This is a genomic window from Mesorhizobium sp. M0621 (genome assembly GCF_040320745.1).
GTDB lineage: Bacteria > Pseudomonadota > Alphaproteobacteria > Rhizobiales > Rhizobiaceae > Mesorhizobium.
In genome coordinates this window covers 35,340-50,135 of the sequence record NZ_JAMYQF010000051.1, presented here as the reverse complement: position 1 = coordinate 50,135, position 14,796 = coordinate 35,340, and the positions used below count along the sequence as shown (strand labels likewise).

Below are 14,796 nucleotides of genomic sequence, written 5' to 3'. Positions count from 1 at the left end.
TCAGCCTGCCAGCAGTGGCGCGCTGATCAGCCCGGCCCATGCCGGAGAGCACGGCGACCAATGCCGCCAGCTACACCACGCCGCGGGACACGATCCGTAACGGCTGCTGAGCACGAATTTTTGCTCATTTGTAAATTTTTGGAATTCCATTCGTCGCCAACTCACCGAAATAGGCTCAAACAGGTAAAATCGTTCGGCGGTTTCCTCCCATTCCGCTGGACGGTGTTCCCCTCTGAAGGTTTTAACCTTCTTTTGGCCGGGCCGTATTCGAGCCCGGCCATTTTTTGTCCCGGGATATTCTTCTTCTTCAGCCGCGCTGGAGCGTGTCTCTCGCGAGGGAAACACATTCGGAAACGGTGCAGGTTCGCATTCGCCGCCAATGGGCATTTTCGAAGCAATCTGCTTTCCGGACAGGCAGAAAATTGGATTGCCGTTCCTTAGTCTACAAAAATTATAGAGTTAACTTCGAGACAGTCGAACAGAGCGGGGGACATTCCGCGGTCGGCTGGCAACAATGAACCTCAGGAGTTGACTGACATGACGATTGCAATGCGGCCTGGCGCCGGTTGGAGGACGGCTCTGGCGACGACGCTGGTGGTGGCGGCAGGACTGTTTTCGACCGCGACCTATGCAGGCCCGACGCTTGACAAGATCAAGGAGCGCGGCTCCATCAAGGTCGGTGTCGGCACGACACCCGGCTTCTTCTCGCCGGATAGCAACGGTCGCTGGCAAGGTTTCTTCGCCGACTACGGCCGTGCCCTGGCGATCACCGTCTTCGGCGATCCGGAAAAGGTGGAGTTCACCAACTCTTCGCCGCAGCAGCGTCTGCCGGCGCTCCAGGCCGGCGAATTCGACGTTCTGCTGTCGGGCGTGACGGTGACGATCACGCGTGCCTTCCAGCTCGGCTTCCATTTCGGCCCGACGGTTTTCTATGATGGCCAGGGCATCCTTGTGCGCAAGGATCTCAATGTGACCAAGGCAGCCGACCTCGATGGCGCCACCATCGGCGTTCAGAGCGGCACGACGGGCGAATTGAACATCGCCGACTTCTTCCGCAAGACCGGCAAGAAGTTCACGCCGGTGACGATCGAGGACACCGGCGAGTTCATCAACGCGCTGGAGACAGGTCGCGTCGATGCCATCACGCAAGATTCGTCCGATCTCGTCGGCAAGCGCACCCAGCTGAAGAAGCCCGACGATTATATCATCCTGCCCGAGCGACTGTCGAAGGAACCGCTTGCACCGGCGATCGCCGGCGGCGATGACCGCTGGCTCGAGATCGTCAACTGGACGGTCAACGCCACCATCCAGGCCGAGGAATGGGGCATCACCAGCAAGAATGTCGATGAATTCCTCAAATCGCCAGACCCGGCCATCCAGCGCTTTCTCGGCGTCGACCCGTCGCTCGCCCAGGCAATCGGCCTCGATCCGAAATGGGCCTACAACATCATCAAGACTGTCGGCAATTATGGCGAAATCTACGACCGCAATTTGAAGCCGCTCGGTTGGGAGCGTGGCTACAACAGCCTGTGGACCAATGGCGGTCTGCTCTATTCGCCGCCGTTCCGCTAAGCCCCTTCGATCCATGTCATTGACTGACGAAACCGTGCCGGGTCCAGACGGACCCGGCATTTTGCGCAAGATGTCCCTGTGGTGGGGTAACTGGCCGCTGACGCAGGTCGCTGTGATCGCGGCGGTCATCGCCCTATTCTGGCTGCTTGGCCACAACACGGCCGGGACGATGGCTCGTATCGGCATCACGCCAGGCTTCGAATTCCTCAGCCGGCCGGCGAATTTCGAGATCGGCGAAGCGCCGATCGCCTTCAAGGCGGGCGATCCGTATGCGCGCGCAATCCTGGCTGGCCTTCTCAACACGCTGAAAGCGGCCACGCTTGGTTGTGTGCTTGCCACCATTCTCGGCGTCGCTCTCGGTGTTGCCGGCCTCTCGGGCAATCTGTTGCTGGCGGCGCTTGTGCGCTGGTATGTCGAGATCATCCGCAACACGCCGCTTCTGCTTCAGCTGTTCTTCTGGATTTCGCTGGCGAAATCGTTTCCGTCGCCGCGCCAGGCGCTCTCGGTCTTCGACAGTTTCTTCCTCACCAACCGGGGCGTGTTCGTTCCAGGGCTTGGCTTTCATGGGATGTCGGTGTCGACGCTCTGGCTGCTTGTCGGCCTCGTCACAAGCTACCTGGCTTTTCTTGCATGGTCGCGGCGCAAGGGCAGTTTGCCTGTCAGGCGGCTAGGCCTGGCAACCGCAGGACTGCTGGGTGGCATTCTGCTGGCCTTTCCACTGACCGGCGCCGGCGCGACCTGGGAGATACCGGCATTGGCCGGCTTCAACATTCGCGGCGGCCACAATCTGACTCCGGAATTCGCGGCCCTGCTGACCGGCCTGGTGGTCAAGTTCTCGGCCGCCATTGCCGAGATCGTGCGAGCGGGCATCCAGTCGGTCGACCGCGGTCAATGGGAGGCATCGAGGGCGCTCGGTCTGCACAATGGTCAGATCATGCGCCTCATCGTGCTGCCGCAGGCATTGCGCGTCATCACGCCGCTGACGACGTCCAGCTATCTGGACCTGACCAAGGATTCCAGCCTTGCCGTCGCCATCGGCTACCCTGACCTTGTCAGCATCATCAACACCACGGCCAACACGACGGGACAGTCGCTCGAAGCGCTGACGCTGCTGATTGCCATCTATCTGGCGATCAACCTGTCGGTCTCGGCGGCGATGAACTTATACAACAAGCGTGTCGCTCTAAGGGGTGCAAGGGTATGAGCATCTCCGAGGCTCTCGATGTGCGGGCATGGCGATCTTCGGCAACGCTGCAGACGTTGAAGATCGGGCTTTTCGGCACGCCGCTCAATTCGATCATCACCGTCGTCACGGTGGCGATGCTGGGCTGGATCGTACCGCCGCTGCTGCGCTGGGGCATATTCGACGCGACATGGACGGGAACGTCGGCCGACTGTGCGCTCGCCACCGGCGCCTGCTGGGCGTTCGTGGCGGCGAAGTTCCGCTTCATCCTGTTCGCCTTCTACCCGCCGGCGCTGCAATGGCGGCCACTGGTCGTCATGGTGCTGTTGCTGGGGCTTCTCGTCATCACCGCGCAACCGCGATACTGGCGCAAGGGACTGCTCGTAGCCTGGTTTGTCGTGATCGCCGCCAGTTGGATCCTGATGTCCGGCACGCTGGTGCCTCCTGCCGTCCCTTCGAACCAGTGGGGCGGACTGGCCGTAACGCTGTTCGTATGGTCGGTCTGCTTCGGCCTGGCGACGCCGCTGGCGATCCTGCTGGCACTGGCGCGGCGCTCCAGCATGGGCGGCCTGCGCACGCTTGCGATTGCCTTTATCGAACTTATGCGTGGCACGCCGATGGTGGCCATCCTCTATGTGGCGATGCTCATCCTGCCAATGGCCGTCCCGAATGGCCAGATAATCGACAAGAATGTTAGGGCGATGATCATGATCACGCTGTTCTGGTCGGCCTATGTCGCCGAGGTCGTTCGTGCCGGCCTCCAGGCGATCCCGGCGGGCCAGTATGAGGCCGCCACGGCGCTTGGGCTCGGCTACTGGCGAACAATGCAGCTCGTCGTCCTGCCGCAGGCGCTGCGCCTGGTTATTCCCGGCATGGTCAATCTGGCGATCGGCTTCCTGCTGGCGACATCGCTGCTTGCCGTCATCGGCATTTTCGACCTGCTCAATGCGGCCCGATCCTCGGCGACCGATCCGCAGTGGCTCGGCTACTATGACGAGGCCTATCTGTTCGCTGCGCTGATCTATTTCGTGCTGTGCTTCGGCGGCTCACGCTACAGCCTCTGGCTGGAGACATATCTGCGCCGGTCGCTGCGTCACTGAGCCCATAAAGCTCGCGGGCGGCCAGCCGGCGGAGCGCTGTGCCATTTTGCGCTGACGGCGGGGAAGCGAATGCTGCGGAAGCGCGTGGCAGTGGAACACAATACCTTCCCCGCGCCTTGTCGGAGGCCGATCCTCGCCCAGATTTGTTCAATCTCCAACGTTCGAGATATCCGTCAAATGACACAGAAACAATTGCGCCTTGGCGCCTTCATGCGTCCTGTCAGCCTGCATACCGGCGCCTGGCGCTATCCGGGCGCCTATCCCGATGCCAATTTCAATTTCGCGCATCTGAAACGCTTCGCCCAGACCCTGGAGGCGGCGAAATTCGACGCCTTCTTCATGGCCGACCATCTGGCCGTTCTCAACATGCCGATCGAGGCGCTGCGGCGCAGCCACACTGTCACGTCGTTCGAGCCATTCACGCTGCTGTCGGCGCTCGCCGCCGTCACCGACCATATCGGGCTAGTCGCTACCGCATCGACGACGTTCGACGCGCCCTATCATGTTGCCCGCCGCTTCGCCTCGCTGGACCATATCAGTGGCGGACGCGCCGGCTGGAACATTGTCACCACGTCCAACCCTGACGCGGCGCTGAACTTCGGCCTGGACGAGCATGTCGAGCATGACGAGCGCTATCGGCGGGCACGGGAATTCTACGATGTCGTCACCGGCCTGTGGGACAGCTTCGCCGACGATGCCTTTATCCGCGACGCCGAAAGCGGGCTCTATTTCGACCCCGCAAAGCTGCATGTGCTTGACCATAAGGGCGAGCATCTTTCGGTGCGCGGTCCGCTCAACATCGCGCGGCCGGTGCAGGGCTGGCCGGTCATCGTCCAGGCCGGCGCCTCGGAGGCGGGGCGACAGCTGGCTGCCGAAACGGCGGAAGTCATTTTCGCCGCCCATGCCGATCTCGCCTCGGGGCAGCGTTTCTTTGCCGACGTGAAGGATCGCGCGCAAAAACTCGGCCGGTCGCGCGACGACATCAAGATCCTGCCCGGTGCCTTTGTCGTTGTCGGCGACAGCGTCGAGGACGCGCAGGCCAAACGGGCGAAGCTCGACAGCCTCGTCTATTACGAAAGCGGCATCGCCTCGCTTTCGATTGCGATTGGCCATGACGCGTCCGGTTTTGATCCCGACGCGCCCTTGCCGGAAATCCCCGAAACAAATGCCAGCAAGAGCGGCCGCGAGCGCGTCATCGAACTGGCGCGCGAGGAGAACCTGACCGTCAGGCAGCTTGCGCAGAGGCTGGGCGGCTATTCCGGCCTTGCCTTTGTCGGTACGCCTGAAACAATCGCCGACGAGATGGAGGAATGGCTGGTCGCCGAAGGCTCCGACGGGTTCAACATCATGTTTCCCTACTTGCCTGCCGGGCTCGATGATTTTGCCGAGAAGGTCGTGCCCGAACTGCAGCGGCGAGGTATCTTCAGGCGGCAATATGAGGGATCAACGCTGCGCGAAAATCTCGGCCTGAAGCGGCCGCCCAATCGGTTCTTCGAATAGAGCGCTCTTCGTAGGGAGGTCTCGAATGCCGATCCCGACCGACCCGCATCGTGCTGCCGCGCGCGGCAAGGCACTTCCCCCTTCACCACATCATGAAGGAGGCGACGTCTGCATCGGAGACCTTGCCGGCAGCCACGTCGATGATCGCTTGGTCGACAATTGCCACGCCCTCGGTCACCTCGTCTTCCGTCAGCGTCAGCGGCGGCATGAACTCCAGCACATTAGCCTTGAGCCCGACATAGGTGAAGGCCGCGCCCAGCTCGTAGCCGCGATAGATGATCTTGGCCGTGGTCGTTGCCGCAACGGGCTCGCGCGTCGTGCGGTCCTTGACCAGGTCGACGCCGATGGCAAGGCCGCGCCCGCGCACGTCACCGATGATCTCGTGCTTGGCGCCAAGCGCCCGCAGCGCATCGGAAAACAATGCCCCGATCCGCGCCGAGCGCTCGATTAGGCCTTCCCTTGCGATCGTCTTCAGCACAGCGTTGCCGGCCGATGTCGCGACCGGGTTGCCTGCGGTCGTCTGCAAAGCGAAGGCCGGCGCATGATCCATGATTTCCTTCGGGCCGATCACGGCCGACAGCGGCAAGCCACCGCCGATGCCTTTGCCGAAGACGACGAGGTCCGGCGTCAATCCTTCATGTTGGAAGCAGTGCATCTTGCCGCTGCGGGCGAGCCCGACCTTGACCTCGTCGACGACGATCTTGATGCCGTGCTTGCGGCAACGCTCCTGCAAGGCCTTGAGGAAGCCGGGTGGCGGCACGATCAGTCCGCCATCCGACATCAACGGCTCGATGAACACCGCCGCGACCTGATGCGGCGGGCAGGTGGTCTCGAACTGGTAGTCGAGCAGGGCAAGCACGTCCTCGCCGCTGAAGTTCGGCCGAAACGGATCTGGGTAGGGCAGCAGAAGCACGCCCGGCCGCGGCAGCGTGTGGGTCATGGCGGTATGGCCGCTGATGCCCATCGAGCCCGAAAGATTGCCATGATAGGAGCCGATGAAAGAGATGAAGCGCGAGCGGCCGGTGGCCGCCTGCAGCACGCGCACCGCGCAGTCATTGGCGTCGGACCCGGAATGGCCGAACCAGACGCGCCGTTCGCCTTCTCCGGGCGTGATTGCCAGCAGTCGTTCGGCCAGCGATACGGCGGGCTCGTTGGGGTAGAGCAGCAGACTGGCGCCCGCCATGTTGCGGATCGACCCCTCGACCGCCTCGACAACAGCCGGATGGCCGTAGCCGAGCACCGCCGGGCCGGCCGATCCCGACAGGTCCAGAAGCGAACGGCCGCCCTCCTCGATCAGCCGGTTGCCCCGGCCGCCGATGACGCTGAGCGGCGAGAACCGCAGCTTGCCGATCTGGGCGATGGTCACGGCGTCGCGTTCGCGCAGGCTGAGATTGCTCACGGGATTGTCTCCGCCTGCTGTGCCGGCAGTGCCGCCGCCAGGCGGTTCGCCCATTCCTCGACGCCGGACCGTGTCGACAACAGATCCTGCCGGATCTCGATGAGGACGGCGGGGATACCGCGATCGTCGCCATGGATGGGCACGGCGTAGTCGGCCTCACGGCTGATCACATAGGGCACGTTGGCCGCGACATTGAGCGCGGCATCGGTGCGCAGGCCTGAAAGGATCGCTTCGGCGAGATCGCTTGCATTGCCGTGCAGCACGCCAGCATGCCAGGGCCTGCCAACACCGAGGAAGACCGGCGTGAACGAATGGATCGTCACAATCTGCGTTTGCCGGCCTGCTTGCGCCCGGCGGTCGAGATATGCGGCCACCCGATCATGAAACGGCAAAAACATGATCTCGGCACGCCGGGTTCGCTCCGTCGCATCGATGCCGACATTGCCGGGAATGTCGGTATCTTCCGACAGCACCGGAATGCTGCCTTGGCTATGAAGCGGCCGATTGAGGTCGATCAACAGCCGGGAGTAGCCGCTGAGGAAGGCCGAAGCATCGAGCTTCGACGACAGCAGGCGGGCCACCTCGGCGGCGCCGATATCCCAGGCGATGTGGCGCTGCAGATGGCTCGCATCGAGGCCGAGCTGTCGATATTCGGCCGGCATGTGGTTGGACGCATGCTCGCACAACAGCACGATATCGGAACGGCCGTGCTCGTTGAGAACCTCGACGGCGTCGGGCCAATCTTTTTCAGTCTGTGCAGTCATCAATAAAGCGTCCGGTAGAGATCGCAGATGGCAACCGGATCGAGACCGGCAAGGCGCTCGGCCTCGTGTCGCTTGAGCCCGACGAAGGTTTCGATGAAGACAGGCGCGAACCATCCCGTGACGGTGTTGTCGGCCACAAGCGCGTCCAGCGCCGCCGGCAGGGTTTCGGGCAGGCGCACGAGACCGAGCTTTGCCCGTTCTGCGTCGCTCATCAGTGTCGGGTCGCCGGTGACCAGCGGCGGCGAGGGCAGGTTCGCCTTCAGCCCTTCCATCCCGGCGCGGATGATCGCTGCCAGCGACAGATAGGGATTGCCGGTGGCGTCGGCGGCCCGATACTCGATGTTGTATTGCCGCGCCGGATCGCGCCCGCCGATCGTCACCGTCGGGCAGATGCGCAACGACGCCTCGCGGTCGCGGTCGGCAAGCCAGGTGTAGGACGAACTCCAGCTGTGCGGCTTCAGCCGGTAGTAAGACGACACGCTCGACGCCGTCATGGCGGTCATCCCAGGCAGGTGACGCAGCACGCCGGCGCAGAAAGCGCCGGCTTTGACGGAAAGACCGCCGGGCTGCGCCGGATCGTAAGTTGCCGGCTTGCCGGCCTCATCGACGAAGCTGAAATGGATATGGACGCCGTTGCCGACGGCAGTCGGCGCTGTCTTGGGCGCGAAGCTCGCACGCCAGCCGGCATTGCGCGCCAACTCGCGCGTGATTTCGCGGATGGCGACGGCGCGGTCGGCTGCCGTAAGCGCGTCCGCCGGCTCGTGCGTCACCTCGAATTGCTCGTTGCCGAACTCGGCGATGACCACTTCGGGCGCGACGCCTGCCTCCTCCAGCGCCGCCATCAGGTTGGGCGCGAAGGGGTCGGCGCGGCGCAGTGCGGCGAAAGACATCGAATGCGCCGGAGCAAAGCCGCCGTCGGCGACATTGAATTCATGCTCGAAGGCGGCAATAACCGACAGGCCGGTTGCGTCCTTCAAGTCGATCAGCGCGTCTTTGAGCATCGTCCGGGTGCAGCCGAGCCACGGGCTGCCGTCGAGTTCGACAATGTCGCCGGCAACCATGTCGAACGGCGTCGCCGATCCGGTGCTTGTCGTGCGAAAGCGCGCCTTGAGATCGGGTATCAGCCGCAGGTCGCCCGACGAGCCCCAGGGGTTGGGATCGACGATCGAGTTGAACGGCGTCAGCGACAGATTGGCCTGCAGCCAGCCGACGCCGGTCGTGGCGGTCTTTTGCAACTTGCTTTCGGCAACGAAGCGGCCCCGCGTAACGGCGGAGAGATCCGTGGTGACGACGGCAACCAGAGGCTCGACACTCGATGTCATGCCGTTTTTCCCAAAGCGTTGAAGCGGCTGACGACCGTGTCGGTGTCGGTGACCCAGCAATATCCGCCGAAGGCCTTGAGCGCGATGTCATGGCGTTCCTGGGTGATGGTGGCGCAGGCATCGGATACGCAGGTGACGAGATAGCCGCGGTCGGCACCGTCGCGCACCGTCATGTCGACGCACTGATCGGTCAGCACGCCGACCACGACGAGGTAGCGAATGCCAAGGTTCTTCAGGAGATAGTCGACATTGGTCGAGTTGAAGATGCCGGACGACGTCTTCGGCAGCATGATCTCGTCGCCGACCGGCGCCAGCGGCGCCACCGGCAGCCCCTCGGGAAGGCTGGGCGCAACATGGATCGGTGTCAGCTTGTGGTCGAGCGAGCGGTCGCGACCGTCTTCGGTCAGGCTCTGAATGATGGTGTGCAGCACCTCGACGCCGTTGGCCCGCGCGGCGGCCAGCAGGCGCTCCTGGTTGGGGATCGTCTGCGACGATGTCTGCCGGTAGAAATAGTGATCCGGCCCACGCTCCGGATGCGACGGGTCGGCGCCCGGCTCCAGCCAGATGCGCTGCATGTCGACGAGCAGCAGCGCCGTTTCGCCGGCGCGAAAGGCCTCGTTTCGCTTGGGTAGGGCTTGGGTCATGCTTTGTCGTCCTGCTTTGCTGATTTGGGTCCGGGTGTTTTGCGAACGCCGTTCTCTTGCGGGTCGCTGTCGAGCGTTACCGCATTGGCATGCCGCACCTTTTCGAGCCGCTCGATGCGGTTACGGGCGTCGTCACTCAGCACCGAAACGATATGGGCGACCAGCGCTTCCATCTGTGCGATCGCCGGCGCCAGCGTGTCGTAGGGCGAAGCGACTTCGAGCGGGCTGACGATGGTGACTTCGGCGAGGTCTGATATCGGCGACAGCCATTGGTCGGTGAACAGAACGATGCGCACATCGAGCGCCGCCGCCTGTTTTGCATAGGCCATCACATCGAGCTGGTAGCGGCGATAGTCGAAGACGACGAGCACGTCGCGGCGGTCGAGGTCGGCCAGCGTGTCGAAAGTCTGCGGAGAGAGCACACCGAGATCGCGAACCCCGGAGCGAAACTGCACGAGGTAGCCGGCAAGCATGCCGGCGATGTGACGGCTGAACCGGCCGCCGACCATCACGACTTCGCCCTTGGCCTCCATCAGCAGACGGGCCGCCCGCTCATAGGTCTGCACCGGTGTTGCGGCCGTGGCTTTCTGCAAGGCCGTGGTGACGCTATCGAGATAGGCCAGCACGGCGCTGTCGTTGGAACCGCTCTGTCGCTTGGCCTCCATCATCAGCAGCGGCGAATGCAGCCGCGCCTCGACTTCGGCCAGGAGCTTTGCCTGGAAGTCCGGGAAGCCCTCATAGCCGAGCTTCATCACCAGCCGCACCACGGTCGGATCGCTGACGCCGGCGCGCCGCGCCAGCGACGAAGCGGTGCCGAGACCGGAGGTCGGATAGTCCGTCAACAGCAGCCGGACGATCTTCTCTTCCGACGGCGTCAGCGCGAGATCGCCGCGCATCAGAACATCGCGTATCGCCATGGGCCTCCCCCGAAATCCGCGTTCTCTTGGTTTGTCGAGTTTATTACAGAGATTTAAATCTCGGTCAACAATGAAGAGATGTTGACATTGCGTGACCGCTGGCCCTACCTTGTTGAAAAGCAGCCAAGAGACTGTGGGGAACAGCCATGCGAAATGGAAGCGACGTCATCGTCGTCGGCGCGGGAATTGTCGGATCGAGCACCGCCTATCACCTGGCCAAGGCCGGTGTGAAGGTCAGCCTTATCGAGCAGACCCATCCCGCGGGCGGCCCGTCGGGTAAATTGTCGGCGCTGCTGCATGCCTTCTACCTGATGCCGGAACTGTCGCAGCTTTCCATCCGTGGCCGCGAGATCCTTGTATCGCTGCCGGAGATCGCCGGCGAAGGCTCTTTCGTCACCGAAATCGGCATGATGTGGGTCTGCGGCAACGACAACAAGGCGAGCTGGACGGCCGCAGCCGAACGCATTCGCGGCGAGGGCGCGCGCATCGAGACCTTGTCGCCGCAGGCCTTCGCCGACGCAGCACCCGGCTTTGCGCTGGACAATGTCGCGCTGGCGCTGTGGGAGCCGGAATATGGCTATGCCGATGCCTTCGGCGCCACCAATGCCATCGCCCGCGCCGCCCGCGCAAATGGTGCGAAAATCCTGCAGAACACGTTGGTCGAGAGCCTCCAACGGCAGGGCGACCGCATCATCGGCGTCATCCTGACCGACGGAACGGTGCTGGAGGCCGATACGGTCCTCCTGGCCGCCGGGCCGTGGACGCGCCGCCTGCTGGCGACAGTTGGCCTCGATCTGCCGCTGCATGTCGAGCGTCATCCGATGGCCGTGCTCGACGCTGCCGGCAAGGCAAGGCAGGTCATGCCTTTCGCCTGGTGCGACGACATTTCCTGCAACTATGCGCGGCCCGACAATGATGGCGTCATCCTGGCCGGTACCTGGGCCGGCGGCGGCACGGGCCTGCGCCACGAACACGCGGGCCGCCCTCGCTTCGTCGAAAATCCGGATGACTACATGGAAGGTGTCGAGGAGCAGGAATCGGTCGAGATCCTGGAGACCTTCGCCACCCGTGTGCCGGCCATGGCCGAACTTGGCATCCGGCCCGGCTATGCCGGTCTCTACGACATGAGCCCCGACGATCTGCCGGTCATCGGTGCAATGCCTGGGGTTGAAGGGCTGGTCGTCTCGGCGGGATCCTCAGGCCACGGCTTCAAGACCGGGCCGGCCGTCGGCGAGGCGATCGCCAGGCTGGCCACCGAGGGCGCGCAGCCGATCCTGGCGCCGTTTTCGCCCAGCCGCTTCAAGGCCGCGTGATGGCGTCGGTGACGATGAGCGAGAGCAAGCCCAGCCGCCTCATGCCGGGCGCGTTACGCAATGCCACAGCCGATGCCTTGTGCATGGTGGCAGTGCTGCTGCTGGTGGCGCTTGCCGCCTTCATCTTCGGCGGCGCCGCCATGCAACGAGTGGTCACCTATGCCGCGATCATGCTGACGGCGGTGCTTGGCCTTCAGATATTCTCAGGCAACAGCGGCATCGTCTCGTTCGGCCAGGCGGCCTTTGTCGGCCTCGGCGCCTACGCCACCGGCATTCTTACCATGCCGACCGCACTGCAGCGAACGGCACTGCGCGACCTGCCGCAGTTCCTCGCCGGCCATCAACTCTCCTTCTTCGCGGCGTTGGCCGTTGTCCTGGTTCTGGCAGTCGTCATCGGCCTGTTGACCGGCACTCCCCTGCTCAGGCTTTCCGGGTCGAGCGCCTCGATCGCCACGCTGGCCATGCTGATCATCGTCTACACGCTGCTGGTCGCCGGGCGCGAGATCACCCGCGGCAGCCAGCCCTTCTATGGTGTGCCGCGCGAGGTAGGGCTGTGGACCGCCGCAGCGGTCGCTTCGGTGGCGCTGGTGGCGGCGAGGCTGTTTCGCGAAACCTCCTTCGGCCTTGCCACCCGCGCCGCCGCCAATGACGAGCGCGGCGCGGCGGCCGTTGGCGTCGACCAGCGCACGGCTCGTCTGGCCGCCTGGGTGGTGGGCGTCGTTGCCGCCATGGCCGCCGGCGCCATGATGGCGCAATTCCTCGGTGCGTTCTCGCCGCGCGATTTCTATTTCGACCTCGGCTTCACCGTGCTCGCCATGCTGATCGTCGGCGGCATGACCTCGTCGCTCGGCGCCTTCGCCGGCGTCATCGTGACCATCGTTTTGATCGAAGTGGTACGCCGCTTCGAAGGCGGTGGCGAAGTGCTCGGCCTGCATCTGCCTGTCCTGTTCGGCCTGACCCAGGGCGTGCTGGCCATCGCCATGATCCTGGTCATCTGGCGACGCCCGACCGGCCTGTTCGGCGAGCGTGAGCTCAACCTCCTGCGCCGGCCCGGACGTCAGGCCGTGACAGCTTCGGCGGCGCCACCGCGGCATGTCGAAAGTGACCGGCTCACCGCCGACCATCTGTCGCGCCGCTATGCCGGCGTCGTCGCCGTCGATGACGTCAGCCTGAATTTCGAAACCGACAGCATCACCGGCATCATCGGCCCCAATGGTGCCGGCAAGACGACGCTGCTCAACATGCTGGCTGGCGATGTCCAGCCAAGTGCCGGCACTGTGTCGGTGGGTGGCGCGGTGCGGCAGGCTTCGGCTTTCCGCTTCGCCCGCTCAGGCGTTGCCCGCACCTTCCAGAACATCCGCGTTTTCCCGCACATGACGGTGCTGGAGAATGTCGTCGTCGCCGCGCGCCAGGTGGAGCCCGATCTTGGCCGCGCCGAGGCGGCGGCGATGGGTGAGCTTGCGCGCATGGGGCTGGAGAGATTCGCCGATCAGCCAGCCGCCAGGCTCGCCTATGGCCAGCGGCGCCGGCTGGAAGTGGCGCGCGCCCTGGCGTTGAAGCCACGCTTCCTGCTGCTCGACGAACCGGCTGCCGGCATGAACGCTGTCGAGACCGCCGAACTGGTCTCCATCCTGTCGACGGTTCGCGCCGAGCGCCGCATCGGTGTCGTCCTGATCGAACACGACATGCGGCTGGTGATGAATTTGTGCGAACGCATCGTCGTCATCGATCATGGCCGCGTCATCGCCGACGGCACGCCGGGCGACGTCCAGAAAAACCCCGCCGTGATTGCCGCCTATCTCGGCAGCCGTACCGCGCGTGCCAAGACCGCAGATCAAACCACCGCAGACCAGACCGCATAGACCGCTACGACACCAATTCAGCCAACCATAAGAAATCCAGAAGGAGAACCGACATGCCAAGCCTCTATCGCCTGCATCGCGCCGCCCTGTGCGCTGCCGTATTCGGCATCGCCGCCATTTCGACGGCCAGCGCCGAGGAGATCATCATCGGCGCCGCGACCGCGCAGACCGGTGGCCTTGCGCCTTATGACCAGCCGGCACTTGCCGGCCTGCGTATGTCGCTCGACGAACTCAACGCCAAGGGCGGGCTCGGCGGCAAATATACCGTCAAGCTGCTGATCAAGGACACTCGCTCCGACACCGCGCAGACCGCTACCGTCGCGCAGGAGCTGATCGACGCCGGCGCCAAGATCATGATCACGCCGTGCGATGCCGATCCCTCGATTTCCGCCGGCCAGCTCACCCAGCCGCTCGGCATTCCGACGCTGACGCTGTGCGGCTCGGCTCCGGTGCTCACCGGCGCGGTCGGCGACGTCATGTTCGGCACTTATCCGGCCGACAATGTGCAAGCGACTGCGGTCGCCGACTTCGCCGTTTCCGAAGGCAAGAAGAAGGTGTTCCTGCTGACCTCGCCGGATTCCACCTACACCGCGAATCTGCCGGAATATTTCGGCAAGGTGTTCGAGAAGAAGGGTGGCGCCATTGTCGGTCGCGGCACCTTCAGCATGGGCCAGCCCGACTTTTCCGCCGAGATCACCAACATCAAGGGCCTGGCCGACAAGCCGGACCTGATCATGACGGCGGCCTACGAGCCGGATTTCCCGGCCTTCATCCAGCAGTTGCGCGGCGCCGGCGTCACCATCCCGGTCTATGGTGCCGATGCCATCGGCACGCCGACCATCAAGGCGCTCGGCAAGCTGGTCGACGGCGTCGTCTACACCGCGGCCGGCTATGCCGAACCGGGCAGCAAGCTGGAGGCCTTCAACGCCGCCTTCACCAAATATGCCGGCCACGCACCGGAATCGACCTACGAGGTCAATGGCTACGAGATCGGCCTGATCCTCGATCAGGCGGTCAAGACGGCCGGCAACGACGACCCGAAGGCGATCCGCGACGCCATCGCCGGCCTCAAGGATTTCGAAGGCATCACCGGCAAGATCACCTATGCCGGCACCGATCGCATGCCACTGCGGCCAGTGGCGCTGATGCGCTACGAGGGCGGCGAGGGCAAGCATGTCCAGACCCTGATCCCCGACGCTGCCGACGTTCCCGCGCCGTGA

General features: G+C 64.0%; 12 protein-coding genes. 7 read left to right on the top strand and 5 right to left on the bottom strand.

What is annotated here, in order from left to right:
• Positions 1-549 precede the first annotated feature (549 nt).
• From NKI38_RS26660 to NKI38_RS26645, 4 genes are all read left to right on the top strand, one after another.
• On the top strand, positions 550-1,572 hold the full coding sequence (locus NKI38_RS26660) for an amino acid ABC transporter substrate-binding protein (RefSeq protein ID WP_502899390.1): 1,023 nt from the start codon (positions 550-552) through the stop codon (positions 1,570-1,572).
• A gap of 13 nt (positions 1,573-1,585) precedes the next feature.
• The gene (locus NKI38_RS26655; RefSeq protein ID WP_502899389.1) at positions 1,586-2,776 is read left to right on the top strand and encodes an amino acid ABC transporter permease; all 1,191 of its coding nucleotides are present in this window, start codon (positions 1,586-1,588) and stop codon (positions 2,774-2,776) included.
• Positions 2,773-3,855 (top strand): amino acid ABC transporter permease, encoded by a 1,083-nt coding sequence (locus NKI38_RS26650; protein WP_352662859.1) that lies wholly within the window; start codon positions 2,773-2,775, stop codon positions 3,853-3,855. The genes NKI38_RS26655 and NKI38_RS26650 overlap by 4 nt, the downstream gene beginning before the upstream one ends.
• Positions 3,856-4,032: 177 nt before the next feature.
• Positions 4,033-5,355 (top strand): LLM class flavin-dependent oxidoreductase, encoded by a 1,323-nt coding sequence (locus tag NKI38_RS26645; RefSeq protein WP_352662855.1) that lies wholly within the window; start codon positions 4,033-4,035, stop codon positions 5,353-5,355.
• 82 nt (positions 5,356-5,437) lie between these two features.
• Here the strand turns inward: NKI38_RS26645 and NKI38_RS26640 are convergent, their stop codons facing one another.
• Genes NKI38_RS26640 through NKI38_RS26620 form a run of 5 tightly spaced genes read right to left on the bottom strand, consistent with a single transcriptional unit; the run spans position 5,438 to position 10,401 of the window.
• Positions 5,438-6,754 carry an aspartate aminotransferase family protein gene (locus tag NKI38_RS26640; protein ID WP_352662852.1) on the bottom strand — a complete coding sequence of 439 codons (1,317 nt, stop codon included), beginning with the start codon at positions 6,752-6,754 and terminating at the stop codon, positions 5,438-5,440.
• Positions 6,751-7,518 (bottom strand): N-formylglutamate amidohydrolase, encoded by a 768-nt coding sequence (locus NKI38_RS26635; RefSeq protein ID WP_352662849.1) that lies wholly within the window; start codon positions 7,516-7,518, stop codon positions 6,751-6,753. The genes NKI38_RS26640 and NKI38_RS26635 overlap by 4 nt, the downstream gene beginning before the upstream one ends.
• Positions 7,518-8,840, bottom strand: coding sequence for a type I glutamate--ammonia ligase (locus NKI38_RS26630; protein WP_352662846.1), 1,323 nt, complete (start codon positions 8,838-8,840; stop codon positions 7,518-7,520). Before NKI38_RS26630 ends, NKI38_RS26635 begins: the two co-directional genes overlap by 1 nt.
• Entirely contained in the window at positions 8,837-9,484 is a 648-nt protein-coding gene (locus tag NKI38_RS26625; protein WP_352662843.1) for a cysteine hydrolase family protein, read from the bottom strand. Before NKI38_RS26625 ends, NKI38_RS26630 begins: the two co-directional genes overlap by 4 nt.
• Positions 9,481-10,401 carry a MurR/RpiR family transcriptional regulator gene (locus NKI38_RS26620; RefSeq protein WP_352662840.1) on the bottom strand — a complete coding sequence of 307 codons (921 nt, stop codon included), beginning with the start codon at positions 10,399-10,401 and terminating at the stop codon, positions 9,481-9,483. Before NKI38_RS26620 ends, NKI38_RS26625 begins: the two co-directional genes overlap by 4 nt.
• Positions 10,402-10,547: 146 nt before the next feature.
• Here NKI38_RS26620 and NKI38_RS26615 point away from each other — a divergent pair, with 146 nt between their 5' ends.
• From NKI38_RS26615 to NKI38_RS26605, 3 genes are read left to right on the top strand one after another with little or no spacing between them, the layout of a single operon-like run.
• A complete protein-coding gene (locus tag NKI38_RS26615) occupies positions 10,548-11,714 on the top strand; it encodes an NAD(P)/FAD-dependent oxidoreductase (protein ID WP_352662837.1) in 1,167 nt (388 codons plus the stop codon).
• Between the two features lie 14 nt (positions 11,715-11,728).
• Positions 11,729-13,576 carry a branched-chain amino acid ABC transporter ATP-binding protein/permease gene (locus NKI38_RS26610; RefSeq protein ID WP_352662834.1) on the top strand — a complete coding sequence of 616 codons (1,848 nt, stop codon included), beginning with the start codon at positions 11,729-11,731 and terminating at the stop codon, positions 13,574-13,576.
• Positions 13,577-13,629: 53 nt separating this feature from the next.
• Complete coding sequence (locus NKI38_RS26605; protein WP_352662831.1) at positions 13,630-14,796, top strand: ABC transporter substrate-binding protein; 1,167 nt, start codon at positions 13,630-13,632, stop codon at positions 14,794-14,796.

Excerpts from the sequence above, each read along its gene's own strand:
- NKI38_RS26660 (WP_502899390.1), top strand. The coding sequence starts at position 550 with ATGCGGCCTGGCGCCGGTTGGAGGACGGCTCTGGCGACGACGCTGGTG.
- NKI38_RS26630 (WP_352662846.1), bottom strand. The coding sequence starts at position 8,840 with ATGACATCGAGTGTCGAGCCTCTGGTTGCCGTCGTCACCACGGATCTC.
- NKI38_RS26615 (WP_352662837.1), top strand. The coding sequence starts at position 10,548 with ATGCGAAATGGAAGCGACGTCATCGTCGTCGGCGCGGGAATTGTCGGA.
- NKI38_RS26605 (WP_352662831.1), top strand. The coding sequence starts at position 13,630 with ATGCCAAGCCTCTATCGCCTGCATCGCGCCGCCCTGTGCGCTGCCGTA.
- NKI38_RS26655 (WP_502899389.1), top strand. The coding sequence starts at position 1,586 with ATGTCATTGACTGACGAAACCGTGCCGGGTCCAGACGGACCCGGCATT.
- NKI38_RS26620 (WP_352662840.1), bottom strand. The coding sequence starts at position 10,401 with ATGGCGATACGCGATGTTCTGATGCGCGGCGATCTCGCGCTGACGCCG.
- NKI38_RS26610 (WP_352662834.1), top strand. The coding sequence starts at position 11,729 with ATGAGCGAGAGCAAGCCCAGCCGCCTCATGCCGGGCGCGTTACGCAAT.
- NKI38_RS26625 (WP_352662843.1), bottom strand. The coding sequence starts at position 9,484 with ATGACCCAAGCCCTACCCAAGCGAAACGAGGCCTTTCGCGCCGGCGAA.
- NKI38_RS26635 (WP_352662849.1), bottom strand. The coding sequence starts at position 7,518 with ATGACTGCACAGACTGAAAAAGATTGGCCCGACGCCGTCGAGGTTCTC.
- NKI38_RS26650 (WP_352662859.1), top strand. The coding sequence starts at position 2,773 with ATGAGCATCTCCGAGGCTCTCGATGTGCGGGCATGGCGATCTTCGGCA.
- NKI38_RS26645 (WP_352662855.1), top strand. The coding sequence starts at position 4,033 with ATGACACAGAAACAATTGCGCCTTGGCGCCTTCATGCGTCCTGTCAGC.